Source organism: Bradyrhizobium sp. LMTR 3 (assembly GCF_001693485.1).
Taxonomy (GTDB): domain Bacteria; phylum Pseudomonadota; class Alphaproteobacteria; order Rhizobiales; family Xanthobacteraceae; genus Bradyrhizobium.
On the sequence record NZ_MAXC01000012.1, the window covers coordinates 623,002 to 642,987 of the forward strand.

General features: G+C 61.9%; 18 protein-coding genes and 1 pseudogene. 14 read left to right on the forward strand and 5 right to left on the reverse strand.

What is annotated here, in order from left to right:
* Nucleotides 1-63 precede the first annotated feature (63 nt).
* The 4 genes from LMTR3_RS12520 to LMTR3_RS12535 all read left to right on the forward strand — a co-directional run bounded on the left by LMTR3_RS12520 (nt 64) and on the right by LMTR3_RS12535 (nt 4,702).
* Nucleotides 64-603 carry a TRAP transporter small permease subunit gene (locus LMTR3_RS12520; protein WP_065745642.1) on the forward strand — a complete coding sequence of 180 codons (540 nt, stop codon included), beginning with the start codon at nt 64-66 and terminating at the stop codon, nt 601-603.
* Nucleotides 600-2,207 carry a TRAP transporter large permease gene (locus LMTR3_RS12525; protein ID WP_065745304.1) on the forward strand — a complete coding sequence of 536 codons (1,608 nt, stop codon included), beginning with the start codon at nt 600-602 and terminating at the stop codon, nt 2,205-2,207. Before LMTR3_RS12520 ends, LMTR3_RS12525 begins: the two co-directional genes overlap by 4 nt.
* Nucleotides 2,208-2,437: 230 nt before the next feature.
* Entirely contained in the window at nt 2,438-3,019 is a 582-nt protein-coding gene (locus tag LMTR3_RS12530) for a TRAP transporter small permease subunit (protein ID WP_065745305.1), read from the forward strand.
* Nucleotides 3,020-3,046: 27 nt separating this feature from the next.
* On the forward strand, nt 3,047-4,702 hold the full coding sequence (locus tag LMTR3_RS12535) for a TRAP transporter large permease (RefSeq protein ID WP_065745306.1): 1,656 nt from the start codon (nt 3,047-3,049) through the stop codon (nt 4,700-4,702).
* A gap of 89 nt (nt 4,703-4,791) precedes the next feature.
* Here LMTR3_RS12535 and LMTR3_RS12540 read toward each other — a convergent pair whose 3' ends face one another.
* From LMTR3_RS12540 to LMTR3_RS12555, 4 genes are all read right to left on the reverse strand, one after another.
* Nucleotides 4,792-5,880, reverse strand: a complete 1,089-nt coding sequence (locus LMTR3_RS12540; RefSeq protein WP_065745643.1) for a TRAP transporter substrate-binding protein — start codon at nt 5,878-5,880, stop codon at nt 4,792-4,794.
* Nucleotides 5,881-6,053: 173 nt separating this feature from the next.
* Nucleotides 6,054-7,142, reverse strand: a complete 1,089-nt coding sequence (locus tag LMTR3_RS12545; protein ID WP_065745307.1) for a TRAP transporter substrate-binding protein — start codon at nt 7,140-7,142, stop codon at nt 6,054-6,056.
* Nucleotides 7,143-7,322: 180 nt separating this feature from the next.
* Complete coding sequence (locus LMTR3_RS12550) at nt 7,323-8,456, reverse strand: Mrp/NBP35 family ATP-binding protein (protein WP_065745308.1); 1,134 nt, start codon at nt 8,454-8,456, stop codon at nt 7,323-7,325.
* Between the two features lie 176 nt (nt 8,457-8,632).
* Complete coding sequence (locus LMTR3_RS12555; RefSeq protein ID WP_065745309.1) at nt 8,633-9,070, reverse strand: VOC family protein; 438 nt, start codon at nt 9,068-9,070, stop codon at nt 8,633-8,635.
* A gap of 167 nt (nt 9,071-9,237) precedes the next feature.
* Here LMTR3_RS12555 and LMTR3_RS12560 point away from each other — a divergent pair.
* From LMTR3_RS12560 to LMTR3_RS12580, 5 genes and pseudogenes are all read left to right on the forward strand, one after another.
* Nucleotides 9,238-10,116 (forward strand): annotated as a pseudogene (locus tag LMTR3_RS12560) (NAD(P)-dependent oxidoreductase); the annotation flags it as partial.
* A gap of 202 nt (nt 10,117-10,318) precedes the next feature.
* Nucleotides 10,319-11,923, forward strand: a complete 1,605-nt coding sequence (locus tag LMTR3_RS12565) for a sensor histidine kinase (RefSeq protein ID WP_065745311.1) — start codon at nt 10,319-10,321, stop codon at nt 11,921-11,923.
* 46 nt (nt 11,924-11,969) lie between these two features.
* Nucleotides 11,970-12,173, forward strand: a complete 204-nt coding sequence (locus LMTR3_RS12570) for a DUF1289 domain-containing protein (protein ID WP_065745312.1) — start codon at nt 11,970-11,972, stop codon at nt 12,171-12,173.
* A gap of 28 nt (nt 12,174-12,201) precedes the next feature.
* On the forward strand, nt 12,202-12,756 hold the full coding sequence (locus tag LMTR3_RS12575) for a TIGR02281 family clan AA aspartic protease (RefSeq protein WP_065745313.1): 555 nt from the start codon (nt 12,202-12,204) through the stop codon (nt 12,754-12,756).
* Between the two features lie 370 nt (nt 12,757-13,126).
* Entirely contained in the window at nt 13,127-13,837 is a 711-nt protein-coding gene (locus tag LMTR3_RS12580; RefSeq protein ID WP_065745314.1) for a hypothetical protein, read from the forward strand.
* A gap of 49 nt (nt 13,838-13,886) precedes the next feature.
* Here the strand turns inward: LMTR3_RS12580 and LMTR3_RS12585 are convergent, their stop codons facing one another.
* The gene (locus LMTR3_RS12585; RefSeq protein WP_176721866.1) at nt 13,887-14,369 is read right to left on the reverse strand and encodes a MarR family winged helix-turn-helix transcriptional regulator; all 483 of its coding nucleotides are present in this window, start codon (nt 14,367-14,369) and stop codon (nt 13,887-13,889) included.
* Between the two features lie 177 nt (nt 14,370-14,546).
* On the opposite strand from LMTR3_RS12585, the gene LMTR3_RS12590 reads away from it, so the two are divergent.
* From LMTR3_RS12590 to LMTR3_RS12610, 5 genes are all read left to right on the forward strand, one after another.
* The gene (locus LMTR3_RS12590) at nt 14,547-15,065 is read left to right on the forward strand and encodes a flavin reductase family protein (protein WP_065745645.1); all 519 of its coding nucleotides are present in this window, start codon (nt 14,547-14,549) and stop codon (nt 15,063-15,065) included.
* 48 nt (nt 15,066-15,113) lie between these two features.
* On the forward strand, nt 15,114-16,346 hold the full coding sequence (locus tag LMTR3_RS12595) for an acyl-CoA dehydrogenase family protein (protein ID WP_141686568.1): 1,233 nt from the start codon (nt 15,114-15,116) through the stop codon (nt 16,344-16,346).
* A gap of 40 nt (nt 16,347-16,386) precedes the next feature.
* A complete protein-coding gene (locus tag LMTR3_RS12600) occupies nt 16,387-17,412 on the forward strand; it encodes an amidohydrolase family protein (RefSeq protein ID WP_065745315.1) in 1,026 nt (341 codons plus the stop codon).
* 43 nt (nt 17,413-17,455) lie between these two features.
* Entirely contained in the window at nt 17,456-18,832 is a 1,377-nt protein-coding gene (locus LMTR3_RS12605) for an MFS transporter (protein WP_065745316.1), read from the forward strand.
* A gap of 62 nt (nt 18,833-18,894) precedes the next feature.
* The gene (locus tag LMTR3_RS12610) at nt 18,895-19,962 is read left to right on the forward strand and encodes a maleylacetate reductase (protein ID WP_065745647.1); all 1,068 of its coding nucleotides are present in this window, start codon (nt 18,895-18,897) and stop codon (nt 19,960-19,962) included.
* Nucleotides 19,963-19,986: the final 24 nt, after the last annotated feature.

Here is a 19,986-nt window from a genome sequence, read left to right on the forward strand (position 1 = left end):
ACGATCGATGCAATCGATCGCGACATCGGCGATGGCGTCGTGGCCACCGCCCGGGCAGGTATGATGCGGCCGTTGTTAGTGCTCAGTGCCGGCATCGATCTGCTCAACGAAAAGATCGGCAATCTCTGCAACTTTCTGGTCCTCGCAGCGTGCACGGTCAGCGCCGGCAATGCGATGATCCGCTACGCGTTCGGCTATAGCTCCAACGGCTGGCTCGAACTGCAGTGGTACATGTTCGCCATCTTCGTGATGTTCGGCGCCTCCTACACCTTCAAGCGCAACGAGCATGTTCGCGTCGAAATCTTCTATTTGATGCTCTCTGAACGCGGCCAGCTCTGGCTCGACCTGATCGGAACGCTGTGCTTCCTGATCCCGGCCTGCCTGCTGCTGACCTGGCTGTCCTGGCCGTTCTTCCTGCAGGCCTATGCCGTCGGCGAGGAATCCAGCAATGCCGGAGGCCTGTTGCGCTGGCCGATCAAGCTCGTCGTGCCCGCAGGGTTCGTGATGCTCGCACTGCAGGGCGTCTCCGAGGTCATCAAGCGCATCGCCGCGCTGCAGAATCTCGTGACCATCGACGCCAGGTACGAAAGACCAGTGCAATGATCACGCTGGAAATGATGCCGCCGCTGATGTTCGGCGGACTTATTCTGGCGATGCTGATCGGCTTTCCCGTCGCATTCACGCTGGCGGCGGTCGGATTCTCGTTCGGCTTTCTCGCGATCCATCTCGGCTTTTTCGACTTCAGCTTCATGCAAGCGATTCCGGGCCGCATCTTCGGCAGCGTGCTGGCCAACGAATTGCTGCTGGCGATCCCTTTCTTCACCTTCATGGGCGCCGTCCTCGAACGATGCGGCCTGGCCGAAGACATGCTGGATTCGATGGGCCAGTTGTTCGGCCCGGTACGCGGCGGACTAGGCTACTCCGTCATCATCGTCGGCTTCATTCTCGGCGCGATTACCGGCACGGTGGCGGCTCAGGTCATCGCCATGGCACTGATCTCGATGCCGGTGATGATCCGCTATGGCTACAACATGCGCTACATCACCGGCGTGCTGGCGGCCTCGGGTACCATCACCCAGTTGGTGCCACCGTCGCTGGTGCTGATCGTATTGGCCGACCAGCTCGGCAAGTCGGTCGGCGACATGTATCTCGGCGCCTGGGGGCCGTCGCTATTCCAGATCGCGCTGTTCGCCGGCTACACGTTTCTCCTCGGCATCATCAAACCGGACCACGTGCCGCCGGTGCCGAAATCGGCGTTGACGCTGACCGGCTGGCCGTTGTGGCGAAAATGCTTGATGGGAATCATCCCCTCGGCGGTGCTGATCTTCGTCGTGCTCGGCACCATGATGCTGGGCCTGGCGACGCCGACCGAAGCCGGCGCGATGGGCGCCGTTGGCGCCGTCGTGCTTGCCGCAATACATCACAAGGAGTTCAGCGCAGCCGGCAACAGGATTCTGCTGATCGGCATCGTCGCCGCAGGTGTCGGAACGATTCTCGGAATCCTCTACACGGGCAGCTTTCTCTTCAAGATCGCCTTCGCAATCACCTATCTCGCCGTGATCTGGATTTGTCTGGAAGCCGTGCGGATTCCCGACCTCCGCGAGCTTATCCGGCAAGGCTATCAGACGACGATGCGGATCACCTCGATGGTGGTGTTCATCCTGATCGGGTCGACCTGCTTTTCCGTGGTGTTCCTCGGCGTCTCCGGCGGCGTCTGGCTGGAGCACATGCTGACCTCGGTACCGGGCGGGGTCTGGGGCTTCCTGATCTTCATCAACCTGTTCATCTTCTTCCTGGCGTTCTTCCTCGACTTCTTCGAGATCGCCTTCATCATCCTGCCGATGGTTGCGCCGATTGCGCAAAAGGTCTTGGCACCGGTGGTCGGCGCGGATGCGGCTTTGATCTGGTTCGGCGTGATGCTGTGCGTCAACATGCAGACGTCGTTCCTGCATCCGCCGTTCGGCTTTGCGCTGTTTTACCTGCGTGGCGTGGCGCCCAAGGAGGTCAAGAGTTCCGACATCTATTGGGGGGCGATCCCCTGGATCGGCCTGCAGGTCATCATGGTCGTGCTGGTGATCGCTTTCCCCTGGACCGTTACCGCGTTGCTGGACAAGCCGGTGAGCGCGGAGGATCTCAGCAAGATCAGAATTGAGGTTCCGCAGATCGAATTGCCGCCGCTGGATCTAGGTCCGCTCAAGCAACAGTAGAAACTGCTCCGGCAAACAATGACTCGTTGACGAGCGGCCCGTCGCCCGGGCCAAGGCGCAATGGTATTCCGCAGACGAAATATTCCCCTTCAATATCAACAAACTTCCGATTGACGGCGGCAGCGAGCGCTGGTTTGGTGCATCGGCTTCATGCTAGCTCGGCAGGATAAGCCGGCTGCGCCCAACAGCGCGGTCAAGACGGCAGAGGCGTCAGTCTGGGAGGGTCATCGTTGCAATCGCTCTTGAAATTGAGCCGGGGAATCGACGCGTTCACGCGGTGGACGGGCAAACGCCTGGCGTGGCTCATTCTGATAGCCGTGCTCATCTCGGCCACCAACGCGATCGTGCGCAAGACTTTCGACGTGTCGTCGAATTCCTGGCTGGAGCTGCAGTGGGTGCTGTTCGGCGTTGTCTTTCTGCTGTGCTCGCCGTGGACGATGCTCGACAACGAGCACATCCGCATCGATATCGTAAACAACCTGTTTTCCAAGAGATGGCGGGATATCGTCGACATCATCGGCCACGTATTTTTCCTGATGCCACTCTGCATCGTGATGATCATCACCGGCGGTCCGTTCTTCATGCGCTCGGTTGAAATCAACGAACAGTCCGGCAATGCCGGTGGTCTGCCGCAATGGCCGGCCAAATCGCTGATCATCATCGGGTTCGTGTTCCTGTTCGCTCAGGGCGTTTCCGAACTGATCAAGCGAATCGCCGTGATGCGCGGCCTGATTCCGGATCCACACGCATCGCAGATGCATGCTCTCGAAGCCGAGGTCGAACACCTCGTCGAGGCGATCGAAAAACGCTGATCGTCGGCGCGATCTCAGGGGGACTAGATGACTGCTTTTCTCATCGCCAACATGGCGCCGATCATGTTCGCGTCGCTGGTGATCATCCTGCTGCTGGGCTATCCGGCGGCATTTTCGCTCGGCGCGGTTGGACTGATCTTTGCCTTTGTCGGCATCGAGCTTGGCGAGTTCCGCCCCGACTTCCTGCAAGCGCTGCCTGAGCGCGTCTACGGCGTGATGAACAACGACACGCTGCTCGCCATTCCGTTCTTCACGTTCATGGGACTGGTGCTCGAACGGTCGGGCATGGCCGAGGACCTGCTCGATACTATCGGACAATTGTTCGGCACGATCCGCGGCGGCCTCGCCTATGCCGTCATTTTCGTCGGCGCGTTGCTCGCGGCGACCACAGGTGTCGTTGCCGCTTCCGTCATCTCGATGGGCCTCATCTCGCTGCCGATCATGTTGCGCTATGGCTACGACCGAAGGATGGCGACCGGCGTCATCGCCGCTTCCGGTACCCTGGCGCAGATCATTCCTCCCTCTCTCGTCCTGATCGTGATGGCCGACCAGCTCGGCAAGTCGGTCGGCGACATGTACGAGGGCGCGTTCGTTCCGGGAATGGTGCTTGCTGCTCTGTATGCCGGCTACGCGTTCCTGGTAAGCATGATCTTTCCCAAGGCCGCTCCGGGTCTGCCAGCGGAGGCGGTCGGTTTTCGCGAGCCTGATGGCAGCCGCGGACTTTGGTCGCTCGGCGTCCTCTTCATCGCCAGTTGCGTGTTCGGCTGGTTCATGATGCGGTCTTCGGAAGCGCGAGGCGCCGATTACGTCGTGCTCAGCATGTTCTATGGCATCCTGTTCGCCTTCTTCGTGGCTGTGGTGAACTGGTTGATCCACAAGGTCTCCGGCTTCCGCTTTCTCTCTGCGATGGCGCAGCAAACCACGTTCGTGATGGTACCGCCGCTGTTCCTGATCTTCCTGGTGCTCGGCACCATCTTCATCGGTGTCGCCACGCCGACCGAAGGCGGCGCGATGGGCGCGGCCGGTGCACTCATTCTCGGTGCCGCCAAGCGCCGGCTGACGTGGGATCTGATCCGGCAAGCGACGGAATCGACGGCCAAGCTGTCGGCCTTCGTGATCTTCATCCTGATCGGCGCACGCGTGTTCTCGCTGACGTTCTACGGCGTGAACGGCCACATCTGGGTCGAGCATCTCTTGACCTCCCTGCCCGGCGGCCAGATCGGCTTCCTCCTTTTCGTCAACGCCCTCGTCTTCGTCCTTGCCTTCTTCCTCGACTTCTTCGAACTGGCCTTCATCATCATTCCGCTGCTCGGACCCGCGGCGGAAAAGCTCGGCATCGACCTGATCTGGTTCGGCGTCATTCTCGGCGTCAACATGCAGACGTCGTTCATGCACCCGCCGTTCGGATTCGCCCTGTTCTATCTGCGCTCGGTGGCGCCGAAGGAATCCTACATCGACCGCGTCACCGGCAAGCGCATGGACCCGGTGACGACCGGCCAGATCTATTGGGGCGCGGTGCCGTTCGTCGTCATCCAGGTCATCATGGTGGTGTTGGTCATCATGTTCCCGGGGATGGTGATGCACTACAAGGGCGCGGCGTCGACGATCGATCCGAACTCGATCAAGATCGAGGTGCCACAGATCGAATTGCCGCCGCTCGATTTCGGGCAGCCCAAACAGTAGCGCCCCGGCTCACATCGTCCGCTTCCCAAATAAAAACCCCGGAGCTTTCGCTCCGGGGTTTTTGCTTGCTTTTGGCAGGTTCGACGAGATCAGCCCTGCGAGTGACGCGCCATGAAGCCGTCGTATCCGAGTTCGGCCACCTGGAACCATGAATAGCCGTTGTTCGAGAACGACGTCAGCGATTCATACACCTTCTTGAAATCGGCGTTGCTGGCCGCGACTTCGCTGTGCAATTCCTTCGCCGCCTTGTAGCAGGCTTCCATCACCGGCGCCGGGAACGGGCGCAGCTTGGCGCCGGCTGCGATCAGCTTGCGCAACGCGGGCGGATTGGCCTGATCGTATTTCGCCATCATCCAGTTGTTGGCGTAGTGGCCGGCCTGCTCGAGAACCGACTGGTAGTATTTCGGCAAGGCGTTCCACTTGTCGAGATTGACGAAGGCCAGCAGCATCGGGCCGCCTTCCCACCAGCCGGGATAATAGTAGTTGGGGGCAACCTTCGCGAAGCCGAGCTTTTCGTCGTCGTAGGGGCCGACCCACTCCGCGGCATCAATGGTGCCCTTTTCGAGCGCCGGGTAAATGTCGCCACCGGCGATCTGCTGCGGGACGACGCCAAGCTTCTGCAACGCACGGCCGGCAAAGCCGCCGATGCGCAACTTCAGCCCCTTCAGGTCGTCGGGCGTCTTGATCTCCTTGCGGTACCAACCGCCCATCTGCGCGCCGGTATTGCCGGCGAGCAGCGAGGTCACGTTGTACTTCTTGTAGAATTCGTTGAGCAGATCCCTGCCGCCGCCAAGCATGTACCAAGCCTGGTTGAGACGCATGTTCGGCCCGAACGGCACCGCAGAGCCGAAGGTGAAGGTCGGATCCTTGCCGAAATAGTAGTATGATGCGGTATGGCCGATTTCGACGGTGCCGTTCTGCACGGCGTCGAGAACCTGCAGGCCGGGGACGATTTCACCGCCGGCAAATGTCTGGATCTGGAACTTGTTGTCGGTGGCTTCACCGACCATCTTGGCCATCAATTCGGCACCGCCATAGAGCGTGTCCAAGGACTTCGGCCAGCTCGTCGGCATGCGCCACTTGATTTCGGGCAAGCCCTGCGCAATCGCGGGCGCTGCGATCGTTGCAGCACCTGCCGCACCCAAGCCGGTTACTTTGAGAAAATCTCTTCGCTTCATATTCCATCCCTTTTGGTTGTGCCGATCAGCCTTCGTGTCGAGGCTTGGAATCAAGCATGGAACATCCGGCCGCCAATTTCCATAAGCAATTGGATGGAAACGCGAAAAAGCCCGACCTTCCTAACGAAGGCCGGGCTTCCTCGTAAGCTTTTGGGATAGGTATCCGGCTCCGATCAGCCGCGCGTGCGCGAACGGATCATGAAACTGTCATAGGTATATTCGGCGACCTGCCACCACAGATACTGGTCGGAGCGATAGGCCTGCATCGCGTCGATTGCCTTCTTGAAGTCCGCATTCTTGCCGGAGATTTCGCCCCACAATTCGTTGGTCGACTTCAGGCAAGCTTCCAGCACTTCGTTGGTGAACGGACGAAGCTGCGTGCCGCTGGCGACGAGGCGCTTCAGTGCCGCGGGGTTCAGCATGTCGTAGCGCTGGTTCATCCAGGCGTTGGTGTTCGCCGCCGCGTTGGTGAGAATGGCCTGATAGCTCTTCGGCAGTTCGTTCCATTTTTCCAGATTGGCAAAGGCGTGCACCGTCGGGCCGCCTTCCCAGAAGCCGGGGTAGTAGTAGTACTTCGCGACCTTCTGGAAGCCGAGCTTCTCGTCGTCGTACGGACCGACCCACTCCGCGGCATCGATGGTGCCCTTTTCAAGCGCCGGGTAGATATCGCCACCGGCGATCTGCTGCGGCACCACACCAACCTTCTGCAGGACCTGGCCGGCGATACCGCCGATACGCATCTTGAGGCCGGACAGATCGGCAACGGTCTTGATCTCCTTGCGGAACCAGCCGCCCATCTGCGTGCCGGTATTGCCGCAGGGAAAGCCGATCACGCCGGACTTCTTGAAGAACTCGTTGGCGAGGTCGTTACCGCCGCCTTGCGCCAGCCAAGAGTTCTGCTGGCGCGCATTGAGACCGAACGGCACGGCCGAAAAGATCGCGAAGGTCGGATCCTTGCCGACGTAGTAGTACGAGACGGTATGACACATCTCGACGGTGTTCTTGGAGGTCGCGTCGAGTGCCTGCAGACCCGGAACCAGCTCGCCGGCCTGGAAGACCTGGATCTGGAATTTGTTGTCGGTCATTTCGGCGACCTGCTTCGCCAAGTGCTCGGCACCGCCATAGATGGTGTCGAGCGACTTCGGGAAGCTCGACGTCAGGCGCCATTTGATCTCAGGCGATGATTGCGCGATCGCCGGCGAGGCAACGGCTGTCGCGGCAGCACCGGCCGCTGAAACCTTCAAAAAATCACGACGCTTCATTCAAGCTCTCCTTCGGGTCGTTCCCCAAATTTCCTCGAGCGTTCCTCCGGCGGGACGAATTCCATGGCATCCGGGGCGCTCTGGCGGGGGCGCTTTAACACGGAAGTTCGCGCCAGAAAACGCGACAAAGGCATGACTGCACTGATTAAACGAAAGTCGTATGGGCGCGGACAAGCAACCTCAGGCCGCGGCAATCGCGCCCTGAAGCCCGTCGCGAACCTTGGTTCCGATGGCTCGGTAGATCGCGGCATGAGGGCCATCAGGCTCGCTGGCCACCACCGGATTACCTTCATCCGACGTGGTCCGGATCGACATGTGCAGCGGGATCTCGCCCAGGAATGGGACACCCAGCCGCTCCGCCTCATGGCGCGCGCCGCCATGGCCGAAAATGTCCGAGCGCGTGCCGCACTCAGGACACTGGAAATAGCTCATGTTCTCGACAATGCCGAGCACCGGCACGTTGACCTTCTTGAACATCGCAAGACCCCGCCGCGCGTCGATCAGGGAGAGGTCCTGCGGGGTTGAGATAATCACCGCTCCCTTCAGCGGCACGTTCTGCGCCAGGGTCAATTGCGCGTCCCCCGTACCGGGCGGCATGTCGACGACGAGAATATCGAGCGTGCCCCACGCCACGTCACGCAGCATCTGGGTGATCGCCGACATCACCATCGGCCCGCGCCAGATCATCGCGGTGTCTTCCTCGACCAGGAAGCCGATCGACATGATCGAAAGCCCGAAACGCTTGATCGGAATCATCTTGCGGCCGTCGTCGAGCTGCGGCTTTTCGCTGATGCCGGTGAGCCGCGGCACCGAGGGGCCGTAAATATCGGCATCGAGCAGCCCGACGCGCAGGCCGAGGTCGCGCAGGCCAAGCGCCAGATTGAGCGCGGTGGTCGACTTGCCGACACCGCCCTTGCCCGAGGCTACTGCGATGACGGCGGCAACGCCAGGAATCTCCGCCTGCTTCGACATCGGCGAGGCCGCGCCCTGCGGTGGGCGGTGGGCGGAAGCTGGTTGCACGCCATGCGCATGCCGATGCGCCGCGGGCGCGGCCTGCGGAGCACCGGGCTTGCGCTCGGCCGTCAGCGCGATCATCGCCGTGCTGACACCGGAGATCGCGCGCACTGCAGCTTCGGCTTGCGCGCGCACGCTTTCCCAGGCTCTAGCCTCGGCGGCGTCGACATTGATGGAGAAGAACACCTTGCCGTCGGTGACCGAGATCGCCGACAGCACGTTGGCATTGGTCAGTGGCACGCCGCGCGGCGAGGCCACCCGGCTAAGGGCATCGAGAACTTGTTGCTGTGTTACGCTCACTCGCGCATCTCCTGAAGCCCTTGCAGTTCCGAGCGAGAACCGGGCCCTACTCGCTTGTTTTGACGCGCATTCTTGATGCGAACCCGACCCGCTCCGGACCAAGTCCGAAAGCGAGGCCTCGTTCCAAGATGCTATGCCAGTCTGATGCGACCCATAGAGCGGTTCAGCGCAAAAGGCTATCTCGCTCCTACGTCATCCCGCCGCTCCGCAGGGGCGGCAGCCGCCTGCTCCTTCGCCGCCTCGTAGTTCAGCTCGATCATGACGCCATTGGGGTCCTTGACGAAGATCTGCCAGAGGTCACCGCCCGGAACCTGCCGGGAGTCGTACGCCATGCCCTTCTGCTCCAGCCGCCGCTTCATGCCGTCAAAGCCATAGCTGGCGAACGCGACATGGTGGACAACGCCGGAATCGGGCTTTTGCGGCTCGTCGGTCTTGGAAATATCGACGAGATGCACCACCGCCTTGCCCTCGCTGTACATCCACGCCCCGGGAAATGCGAAGTTCGGCCGGGCGCCCTTTTCCAGGCCCAGAATGTCCTCATAGAACCGGACCGTATCGGCAAGGTTGCGGGTCCGGATGTTGAAATGGTCGAGCACGCCCACGCTGACGCCCATGCGATGTCACTCCCTTTTTTGTGAGATTCTTGAGGAACCTATCCTAGCACGAATCCGGCCCCGCCCACCAACGAAGGCGTTGCCCTCCCCTGCGCAGCGGTTATGGTGCGGCTCCTCCAAAAACACCGTCCGGCCGGCCCAACGTCGCCGGCGAAAACTCCAAGGTAACACACATGGCTAAAGTCGCTTTTCTCGGTCTCGGCGTAATGGGCTTCCCCATGGCAGGACATCTGGCGAAAAAAGGCGGCCACGAGGTGACCGTGTACAACCGGACCGGGGCCAAGGCGAAGGAGTGGGCGGACAAGTTCGGCGGGCGCACCGCGCCGACGCCGAAGGCCGCGGCCGAAGGTCAGGATTTCGTGATGTGCTGCGTCGGCAACGACAATGACCTGCGCGCGGTCACGATCGGGACTGATGGCGCCTTCGCCGGCATGAAGAAGGGCGCGGTATTCGTCGACCACACTACCGCCTCCGCCGAAGTCGCCCGCGAGCTCGATGCTGCTGCCGTCAAGGCCGGCTTCAAGTTCATCGATGCGCCGGTGTCCGGCGGCCAGGCGGGTGCGGAAAACGGCGTGTTGACGGTGATGTGCGGCGGCAAGGAAGACGCCTATGCCGCTGCCGAGCCGATCATTTCCGGCGCTTACGCAAGGATGTGCAAACTGCTCGGGCCCGCCGGCGCCGGACAGCTCACCAAAATGGTCAACCAGATCTGCATCGCAGGTCTCGTCCAGGGCCTGTCGGAAGGCATTCACTTCGCCAAGAAGTCCGGGCTCGACGTCGCGGCCGTGATCGAGACCATCTCCAAGGGCGCGGCGCAGTCCTGGCAGATGGAGAACCGCTACAAGACCATGAATGACGGCAAGTTCGACTTCGGCTTCGCCGTCGAATGGATGCGCAAGGACCTCTCGATCTGCATCAGTGAGGCCCGCCACAACGGCGCCAACCTGCCGGTGACCGCCCTCGTCGATCAGTTCTACGCCGAGGTCGAGAAGATGGGCGGCAAGCGCTGGGACACGTCGAGCCTTTTGGCCCGGCTCGAGCGGTGAGTTAAAGAAACAGGTTAAGACAAAGCGCAAAGCCCCCGCTTCTTATCCAGTCAGAAGCGGGGGTTCCGTCTGCCCAAGAGGTTAATTTTAACTTCCTGTTTACGAGAATTTTTAGCTCTTTAAGTCATCGCTTAATGATTTAGCGGCACAGATAGACAATGCAAAAGCCCGCGCAGTTCGCGGGCAGGATTTGTGTTGTTCAATGAGTAAGCCCGCAGAGAAGCCCGAGGTTGTCCAGCTTCCGGCAGAAGCGCCGGTCGCATCAGCGGTCAACACCCGGCGCGTGGCGGCGCAGCGGGTGCGCGAGGCGCGGGATCGGTTAACGTCGACCAGCGGGACCCGCCCCGCCTTCGATACCGAATTGCTCCGACAATACGCCCAGACCCGGGTCTCGGCTTCCTTCGTCGTCATGCTGCTGGTGGTTTCGACCGGCGTGCTGTTCGGCCTCTGGAAGTATGCCGTGCCGGCCGCGGTATGGACAGCCGGCATGCTCTGCATCCATGCCACCATCATTCGCAACTGCAAGCGCTTCCTCAGCGAGCAGCCTACGCTCGCCGCCACGCGCAAATGGCAAACCCGCTTCGTGCTGCTCGACCTGCTCTACGGCCTGAGCTGGACGGCGATCCTGCTCGACCCAGCCGGCCTCGACGTCGTCTCGAACACGATGATGATGTTCCTGATGCTGCTGGTGATCGCGGTGTCAAGCATGCTGGCCGCGACGCTGCCCATTGCGGCGGTGGCGGCAACCGCGCCGGTGACGGCTGCGATCGCGCTCAATTTCGTGATGGGCGGAACCTTCGACAACTACGCGCTCGCGCTGCTGGCAGTCGCCGCCGAAAGCTATTTTGCGCTGCTTGCCCACCAGCTTCATTCGACGACGCTGGAGACGATCGAAGCGCGCGCCGAAAAGGACGCGCTGATCGGCGAGCTCGAACAGGCCAAGGCGATCTCCGACGAAGCGCGGCACCGCGCCGAATCCGCCAACGTCGCCAAGTCGCGCTTTCTGGCGCAGATGAGCCACGAGCTGCGCACGCCGCTCAACGCGATCCTCGGATTCTCCGAGGTGATGAAGAGCGAGATTTTCGGCGCCCACGCCGTGCCGGTCTACAAGGAATACTCCGCCGACATTCACAATTCGGGCGTCCATCTGCTCAACCTCATCAACGAGATTCTCGATCTGTCGCGGATCGAGGCCGGCCGCTACGAACTCAACGAGGAAGCGGTGTCGCTGGTGCACGTCGTCGCCGACTGCCACCACCTGTTGAAGCTGCGCGCGACCAGCCGCGGCATCACCATTCACGAGGTGTTCGAGCAGGGCATGCCCAGGATTTGGGGCGACGAGCGCGCCACGCGCCAGGTCGTGCTCAATCTCATATCCAACTCGATCAAGTTCACCCCGCCGGGCGGCGATATCTGGCTCAAGGTCGGCTGGACCGCGTCCGGCGGCCAATATCTCAGCGTCAAGGATACCGGCTCCGGCATTGCCGAGGACGAGATCCCGATCGTGCTGGCGTCGTTCGGCCAAGGCTCCAACTCGATCAAATCGGCCGAACAGGGCGCGGGCCTGGGCTTGCCGATCGCCAAAAGCCTGATCGACATGCATGGCGGCACCTTCACGCTGAAATCGAAATTGCGCATCGGCACCGAAGTCATCGTCACCTTCCCGCCGGAGCGCGTGATGAGCGCGCTGGCGCCGATGGCCGAGGACGCCCCGCCCCTGCAGCCGGACCCGGCGGTCACCGCGGCGGTCGAGGACAAGCGGCGGCCGCGTCACAAGCCGATCATGAGTGCCGGCACGGGGTTGTAGTTGCAAGCGCTTGCGCAAAGGTAGCAAACCACTTCACTATCCAGGAATGAGCAAAGAAACGCCGTGTATCGCAGTCTGCATAATGGATCCCAAAACCAAACTCTGCTTCGGCTGCGGACGAACGTTGCCGGAGATCGCGCGCTGGCACCGCATGGAAACGGCGGAGCGATTGGCCGTGATGGAAGGGCTTGCGACGCGCATGATGGATGCGGGCCTGGTTCCGATGCCGCCGCGCACCGAACGCTGCTGATCGCCGGAGGAAACGGCGGAGGCGCTCAGTGATCCGCATCATGCTCGTTCTGGCGATGCTCGCCGCCACCGCCGGCGCCGTCGTCGCCTATGGCGATCCGAACCAGATCGCGCGCGCCAGCAACTCGGTATCGAAAATGCTGTGGCAACGCAGGCTGGAGCCGGCGCCCGCCGTGGAGATCGCACGCGGCAAGGCCGGCGAATTCGCGCTGCACGCCAAGATCAACGGCGTCAAGGCGCCGATGGTGATCGACACCGGCGCGACGTCGGTGGTGCTGACCTGGGAGACGGCAAAGGCGATCGGCCTGCCGATCGAGATGCTCGAATACAACGTCGAACTCGAAACCGCCGGCGGCCATACCAAGGCGGCGCGGCTGACGCTCGATCGCCTCGCGGTCGGCGGCCTCGTCGAGAAATCGGTCCCGGCGCTGGTGGTGCCGCGCGGGCTGATGAAGACCAATCTGCTCGGCATGAGCTTTCTGGATCGGCTGGAAAGCTGGGGCGTGCAAGCTGACAAGTTGAAGCTGCACGGCTATCCCGAGGTGACGGCTAGCTCGAAGCGCGATCGCAGGGCGGCGAAATAGCGCCGGACACTTATAAATTGATCATATCCGCCTTACTGCCCAAGCGCGGCGCAAAAGCAAACATGTCGATATCGACGCGATGGGCCAATAGGCGACATCCCGGCAAGGAAACGGTTTTGAGCGGATGTAAACTAGTTCACATACCGAAAAGCGCTAACGCAGTATTCTTTGATCCGTATCGCTACCGCAGCCGTTTTGAAAGCGGCCCGATGTCCAACTCGATCGTTCGAGAACTCAGATTGCAGTGAGACCCCAACGTTTGTTTTTGAATAACAGGTTTGCCGTGCTGCAAACCACTCCGCGCGGACAATACTGAAGGAACTGTCGGATTGCATTGGCGGGCGCAATAACGTGCGCCAAGTAGGTCGCCATGGACCGAACTGTTGGCAAGGAAAGCGGTTACCAGGCCGTCCAAAGTGGCGGTACTCTCCTTATTGCGATGCTCTGCATCGTCCTCTTCGCGAGCGAAGCCAGTGCTCAATGTACGGCGCGAGACGTCCTGCAGAAGCGCTTGACGCTCAAGCCAACTCCTTCGGCTAATGCTCCGCCTATTCTGATCAAATCCGCCTTCGCTGTTCCGGTGTGGAGAACGATCACAGTAGGGACGTTTGCAAATTCGTTTGCCCTCATTAACGCGTTGGATGCAGCAGGCTGTGGCATCGGAGGCCTGGCTGAGGAAGTTCTCGCTCGACCGGCCTTCACCGTCGGCACGACGAAAACAAGCGTGGAGCTTTTTGCGGTGTCGGCGGCCGAACTCGGCTTTCAGACCGATACTGCGCCGCTGGCAGACATTTATGCGCGCGCTCAACAATTGGGTTTCGGACTTGCGGCAGCGGAGGTCGCTCCGCAACTAAGGCTCCAATATTTTGACCAACCGATGGGTGAGTTTGTCATTGGAATGAAGCCGATCAAAACGTGGAAGGGCGAGCCTGTCATTCTAACCGTGGCTAACGGCGGAGCGGGATTAGTCCTCATCGGCCGGGATGGTAGCGCCGACGCAGAAATACCCGTGGCGTCCCGCTTTTTGTTCGTGCGGTCCAATGAAGCTGCGTTAGCGAAGGCGGGCCTTGGGGCTCGATGAGGCCGCAACGCGCGGTCACCACCTAGTCGGCTTTCGACCTCACCATGCGTCAGGCTTTCGACTTCGCCGCCTTGCGCGCCTTGTTGACTTCCTCGATTTCGGGCTCGATCGAATTCAGGCTCTCGTAGATTTCTGCGAGCACCGTCTTCAGGTCCGAAACGTTCTTCGACGGAAAATTGCGGACCGCCACTTCCTCGAAATGGACGGCGATCGGAATCAATTCCTCCACCAGCGTCCGCCCCTTCGGCGTGAGGTTGATCGCGACCGTGCGCGCGTTGTCCTTCAGCCGCGTGCGCGTCACCAAGCCTCGCCGCTTCATCTCCCCGATCAGGCGCGACAGTGTCGATATCTCGATCGTCGTCATGCCGGCGAGATCGCCGAGGCGCTGATCGCCCTTCTCCCAGAGCGCGGCCATCACGCGGTACATCGGTAGCGTCACGCCATAGCCCGCGATGCGCCGGGAAAACAGATCGCCCATCCGCACACCGACGCGGTTGAGCATGTAGGGCAAGGAATTCGTCAGCCGGTACAAGATCTTGCATCCTGCTTTGGTGCAACTTTTGCATCCCTCCAATAGCCGGGCGCCGATCATTTTTCAAGGCAATTGTTGCAATTGAAAATTTCCGATTGACTTGTCATTTGCAAATGCAATTATTGTTCACGAAAATTAAGCCGCCGATCAAGAGCGGATTGTTCAGTGGAGGAAACCATGTCGCTGGATTCGGCATCCGACGAATTGCGTGAAACGTTCAAGCGCGCGCTGCGGCGATTTCCCGCGGCGGTGTCGGTGATCACGTCTGCCGACCAGAACCGCCGCCACGGAATGACGGCGACCGCGGTGACGTCGCTGTCGCTTGACCCTCCCTCGCTGATCGTCTGCGTCAACCAACAAACGCTGCTGCACGACATCATGCTGCTGGCGCGCCGCTTCTGCGTGAACGTGCTGCGCCGCGACCAGATCTCCCTTTCATCGGCTTTCAGCGGCGCGGTCCCCGCCGAGGAGCGGTTCGGGCTCGGCCAATGGATGACCTCGGCCGAGGGCGTCACCTACCTCGCCGACGCGCAGATCAACATCTTCTGCAAGAAGGCCGCCGCCGTCCCCTACGGCACGCATACGATTTTCATCGGCGAAGCTGAGACCGTGAACGTGCGCGATCCGATCGAGCCGCTGATCTACCAGGACGCGACCTACTGCTTCTCGGTGCCCCACGACAGCCAGGCTGCGTGATCCGCCGAGCCGCCGCCTTTCAGCCCATCGAAGATACGGAGCAAACCAATGGTATCAATCGCCCAGTTGAAGGATGTATCTGCGCCGCCGGCCGCTCGCCCCGGCATTAGCGAGTTGCGGAGCCGCGTGGCGCAGATCGCGCCGCAGATCAAGGCACGCGCCCACACCACAGAAAAGGCGGGCCGCGTGCCGGAAGAGAACATCACGGCGCTGCGCAACATCGGCTATTTCGACATCGTCAAGCCGGCGATGTTCGGCGGCTACGAGCACGATTTCGACGTGCTGGTCGAACTGAACATCGAACTTGCGAAAAGCTGCGCCTCGACGGCGTGGGTCGGCGGCCTGCTCGCAGCCCATCAATGGCTGATCGCGGGATTTCCGGAAGCCGCGCAGCGCGACGTCTGGGATGATAATCTGGATGCGCTGGCCTGTGGCTCCTATGCGCCGGCCGCCAGGGCGATCGAGGTCGACGGCGGCTATCGCCTCAGCGGACGCTGGTCGTTTGCGAGCGGCTGTGACAACGCGCAATGGTCGTTGTGCGCGGCGCTGTTGCCGTCGAAGGCGGAAGCTGGCCAGTTTGCGCCGGCCTTCCTGCTGGTTCCGGCCTCCGACTACGTCATCGACGATACCTGGAATGTCGTCGGCCTCAGCGGCACCGGCAGCAAGACGCTCGTATTGTCAGACGTGTTCGTGCCGGCGCACCGCCTGCTGTCGTTCGCCGACACCACATCAGGCAAGACGCCGGGCGCAGCGCTGTATGCAGCCAACCCCACCTTCTCAATCCCGATGCTGTCGAACATTCCATCCTGCCTGGCGTCTACGGCAGTCGGCGCCGCTGCCGGCGCGCTGGAAGACTATCTTGCCGTTACCTCGAGGCGCATCACGCGCGGCGCGGTGGCCGGTCACAACAACCGCATGGCGGATTTCCCCACCATCCAGTTACGCGTTGCCGAAGCGAGCGCTTCGGTCGATGCGGCGCGTGAAGTTCTGCTGCGCGATCTCAGGGACCGTGCGGCGACGATCCGCGACGGCAGGCCGGTCTCGGTCGAGGACCGCATCGTCAGCCGCCGCGGCCAGGCCTTTTCGGTTGCGCTGGCCATCCGCGCCAGCGAAGCGCTGAACGCTTCGACCGGCGGGCTCGGCCTCGATCTTTCCAATCCGGTGCAGCGCGCCTGGCGCGATGCCAATGCCGTCGGCCGCCACATCAGCATGAACTGGGACGCCGTCGGCACCATGTACGGCCAGCTCGCGCTCGGGCTGACGCCCCAAGGTCAATACTAAGGGACAATACTAACCAACATCAGACATCAGCGAGGACGACATGCAGGGCAAGATCGCGCTTGAGGAACATTTCGCCATTCCGGACACGCTGATGGACTCAGCGGGTTTCGTTCCGGACTCTTATTGGCCGGAACTGAAGGACCGCCTGCTCGATATCCAGGACAAGCGGCTGGCGCAGATGGACCGCCACGGCGTCGAGATGATGATCCTGTCGTTGAACGCACCGGCGGTTCAGGCGATTCCCGACATTATCCGCGCCAACGAGATTGCGATCCGCGCCAACGATTTTCTCGCCGAACAGGTCGCCAAGCGCCCGTCCCGCTTTCAGGCCTTCGCCGCGCTGCCGATGCAGGATCCCGATCTCGCTATCGCCGAACTCGAGCGCTGTATCAAGACGCTCGGCTTCCGCGGTGCGCTGGTCAACGGCTTCTCGCAAATCGGCGACGGCAAGCGGCCGGTCTATTACGACCTGCCGCAATACTGGCCGTTCTGGGCGGCGGTGGAGCAGACTGGCCTGCCCTTCTATCTGCACCCGCGCAATCCGCTGCCGCAAGACTGCGCGATCTATGAAGGGCATCCGTGGCTGATGGGCCCGACCTGGGCGTTCGGACAGGAGACCGCCGTTCATGCACTGCGGCTGATGGGATCGGGATTGTTCGATGCCTATCCAAAACTGAAGATCATCCTCGGCCATATGGGTGAAGGCCTACCCTACAGCATGTGGCGCGTCGATCATCGCAACGGCTGGGTCAAGGCACCGCCGAAACACAAGGCGAAAAAGAAGATCTGCGACTACTTCAACGCCAACTTTTTCCTGACCACGTCGGGCAATTTCCGCACTCAAACGCTGATCGATTCCATTCTCGAGATCGGGGCCGATCGCATCCTGTTCTCGGTCGACTGGCCGTTCGAGAACGTGGACCACGCCTCCGACTGGTTCAACAGCGCCAGCATCAGTGAGAACGATCGCCTGAAGATCGGCCGGCGCAACGCCATCGACCTGTTCAAGCTCGATCTCGGCGACTTGGCCGTCGCCGGGCACGGCATCCATCAAGCCGCGGAATAAGCGGCCTCAAACGACATAATCACCATCTGGGAGGGATACGGTCATGGCCGCGCAGGCAATCGATCTTCACGAAGAGCTCGCCGAAGCAAAGGTAGGAAAATTTCACTGGCGCCTCGGCGCCATCATGGGACTGCTAACGCTGTTTGACGGATATGACACGTTCAACCCGGCTTACGTCATTCACTACGTCGCAAAGCCCTGGGGGCTGCAGGCCGGCCAGGCGGGACTGTTGATTTCCAGCGGCCTGGTTGGATTCCTGCTCGGGGCCGCCATCCACGGCATCATTGCCGACCGGCTCGGCCGCCGTGGCACCCTGCTCGGCGGCTTGTGGATCACCAGTATCTTCACGCTGCTCACCGCGACCTCGGCGGACTCGTTCCTCTCCTTCTGCATCCTGCGGCTTCTGACCGGCATCGGCCTCGGCGTGCTGCTGCCGCTCGCGACCACCTACATCAACGAGCTGGCGCCGCGGCGTGTGGCGAACACGTTTGCGCTGTGGGGCGTCGCGCTTGGCTGGGCGCTCGGCGGCACCCTCGCCGGTGTCGCCGGCGTGTTCGCGACGCCGCTATTCGGCTGGACGTCGCTGTACTGGATCGGCTCGCTGTCGTTCCTGCTGCTTCCCTTCATGCACTTGATGCTTCCGGAATCGCCAAAGTTTCTTGCACTTCAGGGCCGTACCGATGAAATCCGCGACATGCTGACAAAGCTCCGGCCCGAGCGCGCCGGCATTTACGTCTCGGCCGAAATCGCCGTCGGGCAGACCGAGAAGCCGGTCAATTCGGTGGCGGCGCTGCTGCAATCCAAATATCGCCGGACGACGTTCGCGATCTGGGCGTCGGCCTTCCTCAGCCTGTTCTGCATTTTCGGCCTGTCGGGATGGATTCCGACCGTGATGATGCAGCGTGGCGAAACCTTTGCTGCTAGCTTCGGCTTCGGCGCGCTGATGCAGATCATGTCGTTCGTCGGCGCTCTCGTGCTTGGGCATCTCGTCGACAAATCCGGCAGCAGCCGTGGGCTGATCGCGACCTGGTGGGCGATTGGCGGCCTCGCCGTCCTCTCGCTCGTGGTGATGAACGACCACATCGTCAACATCACATCGGTCGCCGCCGCCGGCTTCTTCATCATCGGCGCACAGTTCGTGCTGAACAATTTCACCGCGGCTTCCTATGAGACGGGCGTGCGCGCCACCGCAGTCGGAATGGAACTCGGGGTCGCCCGCGTCGGCGCCATCCTCGGGCCGTTCGTCGCCGGCACGCTGCAGCAATATTATCAGAGCCCGACGCCGATGTTCCTGTCGATCGGCGTCTCCGCGATTGCCGCCGGGATGATTATCCTGCTGGCCCGCCGGCCCGTGAGCGCACCATCTGGTAGCCTTGAAGAGGCTGCCGGCTTGCGCAAGGTTGCACAGCCCGCCTCTTGAGCCGGAAGTCCGGCTCCGGGGGCGGCCTTATCCCGGAGCCGGACATTCGTCCGCAAGGAGCAATCATGCAAGACTTCACCTACCAGAGCGCGCCGATGCGGGTGGTGTTCGGCACCGGCACACTGCGTCAATTGCCCGATGAATTGTCCCGCCTCGGCGTTACCCGCGCCATCGTGCTGGCGACCCCGCGGCAGAAAGATCTGGTCGCCGGCATCCGGGAGATGATCGGCGAACGCTTCGCCGGCGTCTTCACCGGAGCGGTCATGCATACGCCCGTCGAGGTGACGGAACGGGCGATGGAAGTCGTGCGCGAGAGCCAGGCCGATGGCGTCGTCGCGATCGGCGGCGGTTCGACCACCGGCCTCGGCAAGGCGATCGCCTTGCGCACCGATCTGCCGCAGATCGTGCTGCCGACCAGTTACGCCGGCTCGGAGATGACGCCGGTGGTCGGTCAGACCAGCGGCGGGATCAAGACCACGCAATCGAGCCCGAAGATCCTCCCCGAGATCGTGATCTATGACGTCGACCTCACCATGACGATGCCGGCAAAACTATCGGCGACATCGGGCGTCAACGCCATTGCGCACGCGGTCGAGGCGCTCTACGCGCGGGATCGCAACCCCATCATATCGCTGATGGCGCAGGAAGGCATCGGCACGCTGGCGCGGGCGCTGCCGAAAATCTGCGCTGAGCCAAGCGACAGGGTCGCGCGCACGGACGCGCTCTACGGCGCCTGGCTCTGCGGCGTCTGCCTCGGCGCGGTCGGCATGGCGCTGCATCACAAGCTCTGCCATACGCTGGGCGGGCTGTTCAATCTGCCGCATGCCGAGACCCACACCGTCATTCTCCCGCACGCCCTCGCCTACAATGCGCCGGCCGCACCTGAGGCGATGACACGCATCGCCACAGCGCTCGGCGTGAGCGACCCGGCGCTCGGCCTCCACGATCTGGCGCGAAAGCTTGCCGCGCCGCTGTCGCTGCGCGAGATCGGCATGCCCGAGAGCGGCATCGACCAGGCCGCCGACCTCGCCGTGAAGAATCCGTACTGGAATCCGCGCCCGATCGAGCGAGACGCGATCCGCGAATTGATCACGCGCGCCTGGCGCGGAGACGCTCCACAAACCGCCTGAAGCGGATTCCGAAACGCGCCGCGC

Bases quoted from the DNA above. Each gene is read 5' to 3' on its own strand.
- LMTR3_RS12520 (WP_065745642.1), top strand. From the start codon at position 64: ATGCGGCCGTTGTTAGTGCTCAGTGCCGGCATCGATCTGCTCAACGAA.
- LMTR3_RS12525 (WP_065745304.1), top strand. From the start codon at position 600: ATGATCACGCTGGAAATGATGCCGCCGCTGATGTTCGGCGGACTTATT.
- LMTR3_RS12535 (WP_065745306.1), top strand. From the start codon at position 3,047: ATGACTGCTTTTCTCATCGCCAACATGGCGCCGATCATGTTCGCGTCG.
- LMTR3_RS12540 (WP_065745643.1), bottom strand. From the start codon at position 5,880: ATGAAGCGAAGAGATTTTCTCAAAGTAACCGGCTTGGGTGCGGCAGGT.
- LMTR3_RS12545 (WP_065745307.1), bottom strand. From the start codon at position 7,142: ATGAAGCGTCGTGATTTTTTGAAGGTTTCAGCGGCCGGTGCTGCCGCG.
- LMTR3_RS12555 (WP_065745309.1), bottom strand. From the start codon at position 9,070: ATGGGCGTCAGCGTGGGCGTGCTCGACCATTTCAACATCCGGACCCGC.
- LMTR3_RS12565 (WP_065745311.1), top strand. From the start codon at position 10,319: ATGAGTAAGCCCGCAGAGAAGCCCGAGGTTGTCCAGCTTCCGGCAGAA.
- LMTR3_RS12570 (WP_065745312.1), top strand. From the start codon at position 11,970: ATGAGCAAAGAAACGCCGTGTATCGCAGTCTGCATAATGGATCCCAAA.
- LMTR3_RS12580 (WP_065745314.1), top strand. From the start codon at position 13,127: ATGGACCGAACTGTTGGCAAGGAAAGCGGTTACCAGGCCGTCCAAAGT.
- LMTR3_RS12590 (WP_065745645.1), top strand. From the start codon at position 14,547: ATGTCGCTGGATTCGGCATCCGACGAATTGCGTGAAACGTTCAAGCGC.
- LMTR3_RS12595 (WP_141686568.1), top strand. From the start codon at position 15,114: ATGGTATCAATCGCCCAGTTGAAGGATGTATCTGCGCCGCCGGCCGCT.
- LMTR3_RS12600 (WP_065745315.1), top strand. From the start codon at position 16,387: ATGCAGGGCAAGATCGCGCTTGAGGAACATTTCGCCATTCCGGACACG.
- LMTR3_RS12605 (WP_065745316.1), top strand. From the start codon at position 17,456: ATGGCCGCGCAGGCAATCGATCTTCACGAAGAGCTCGCCGAAGCAAAG.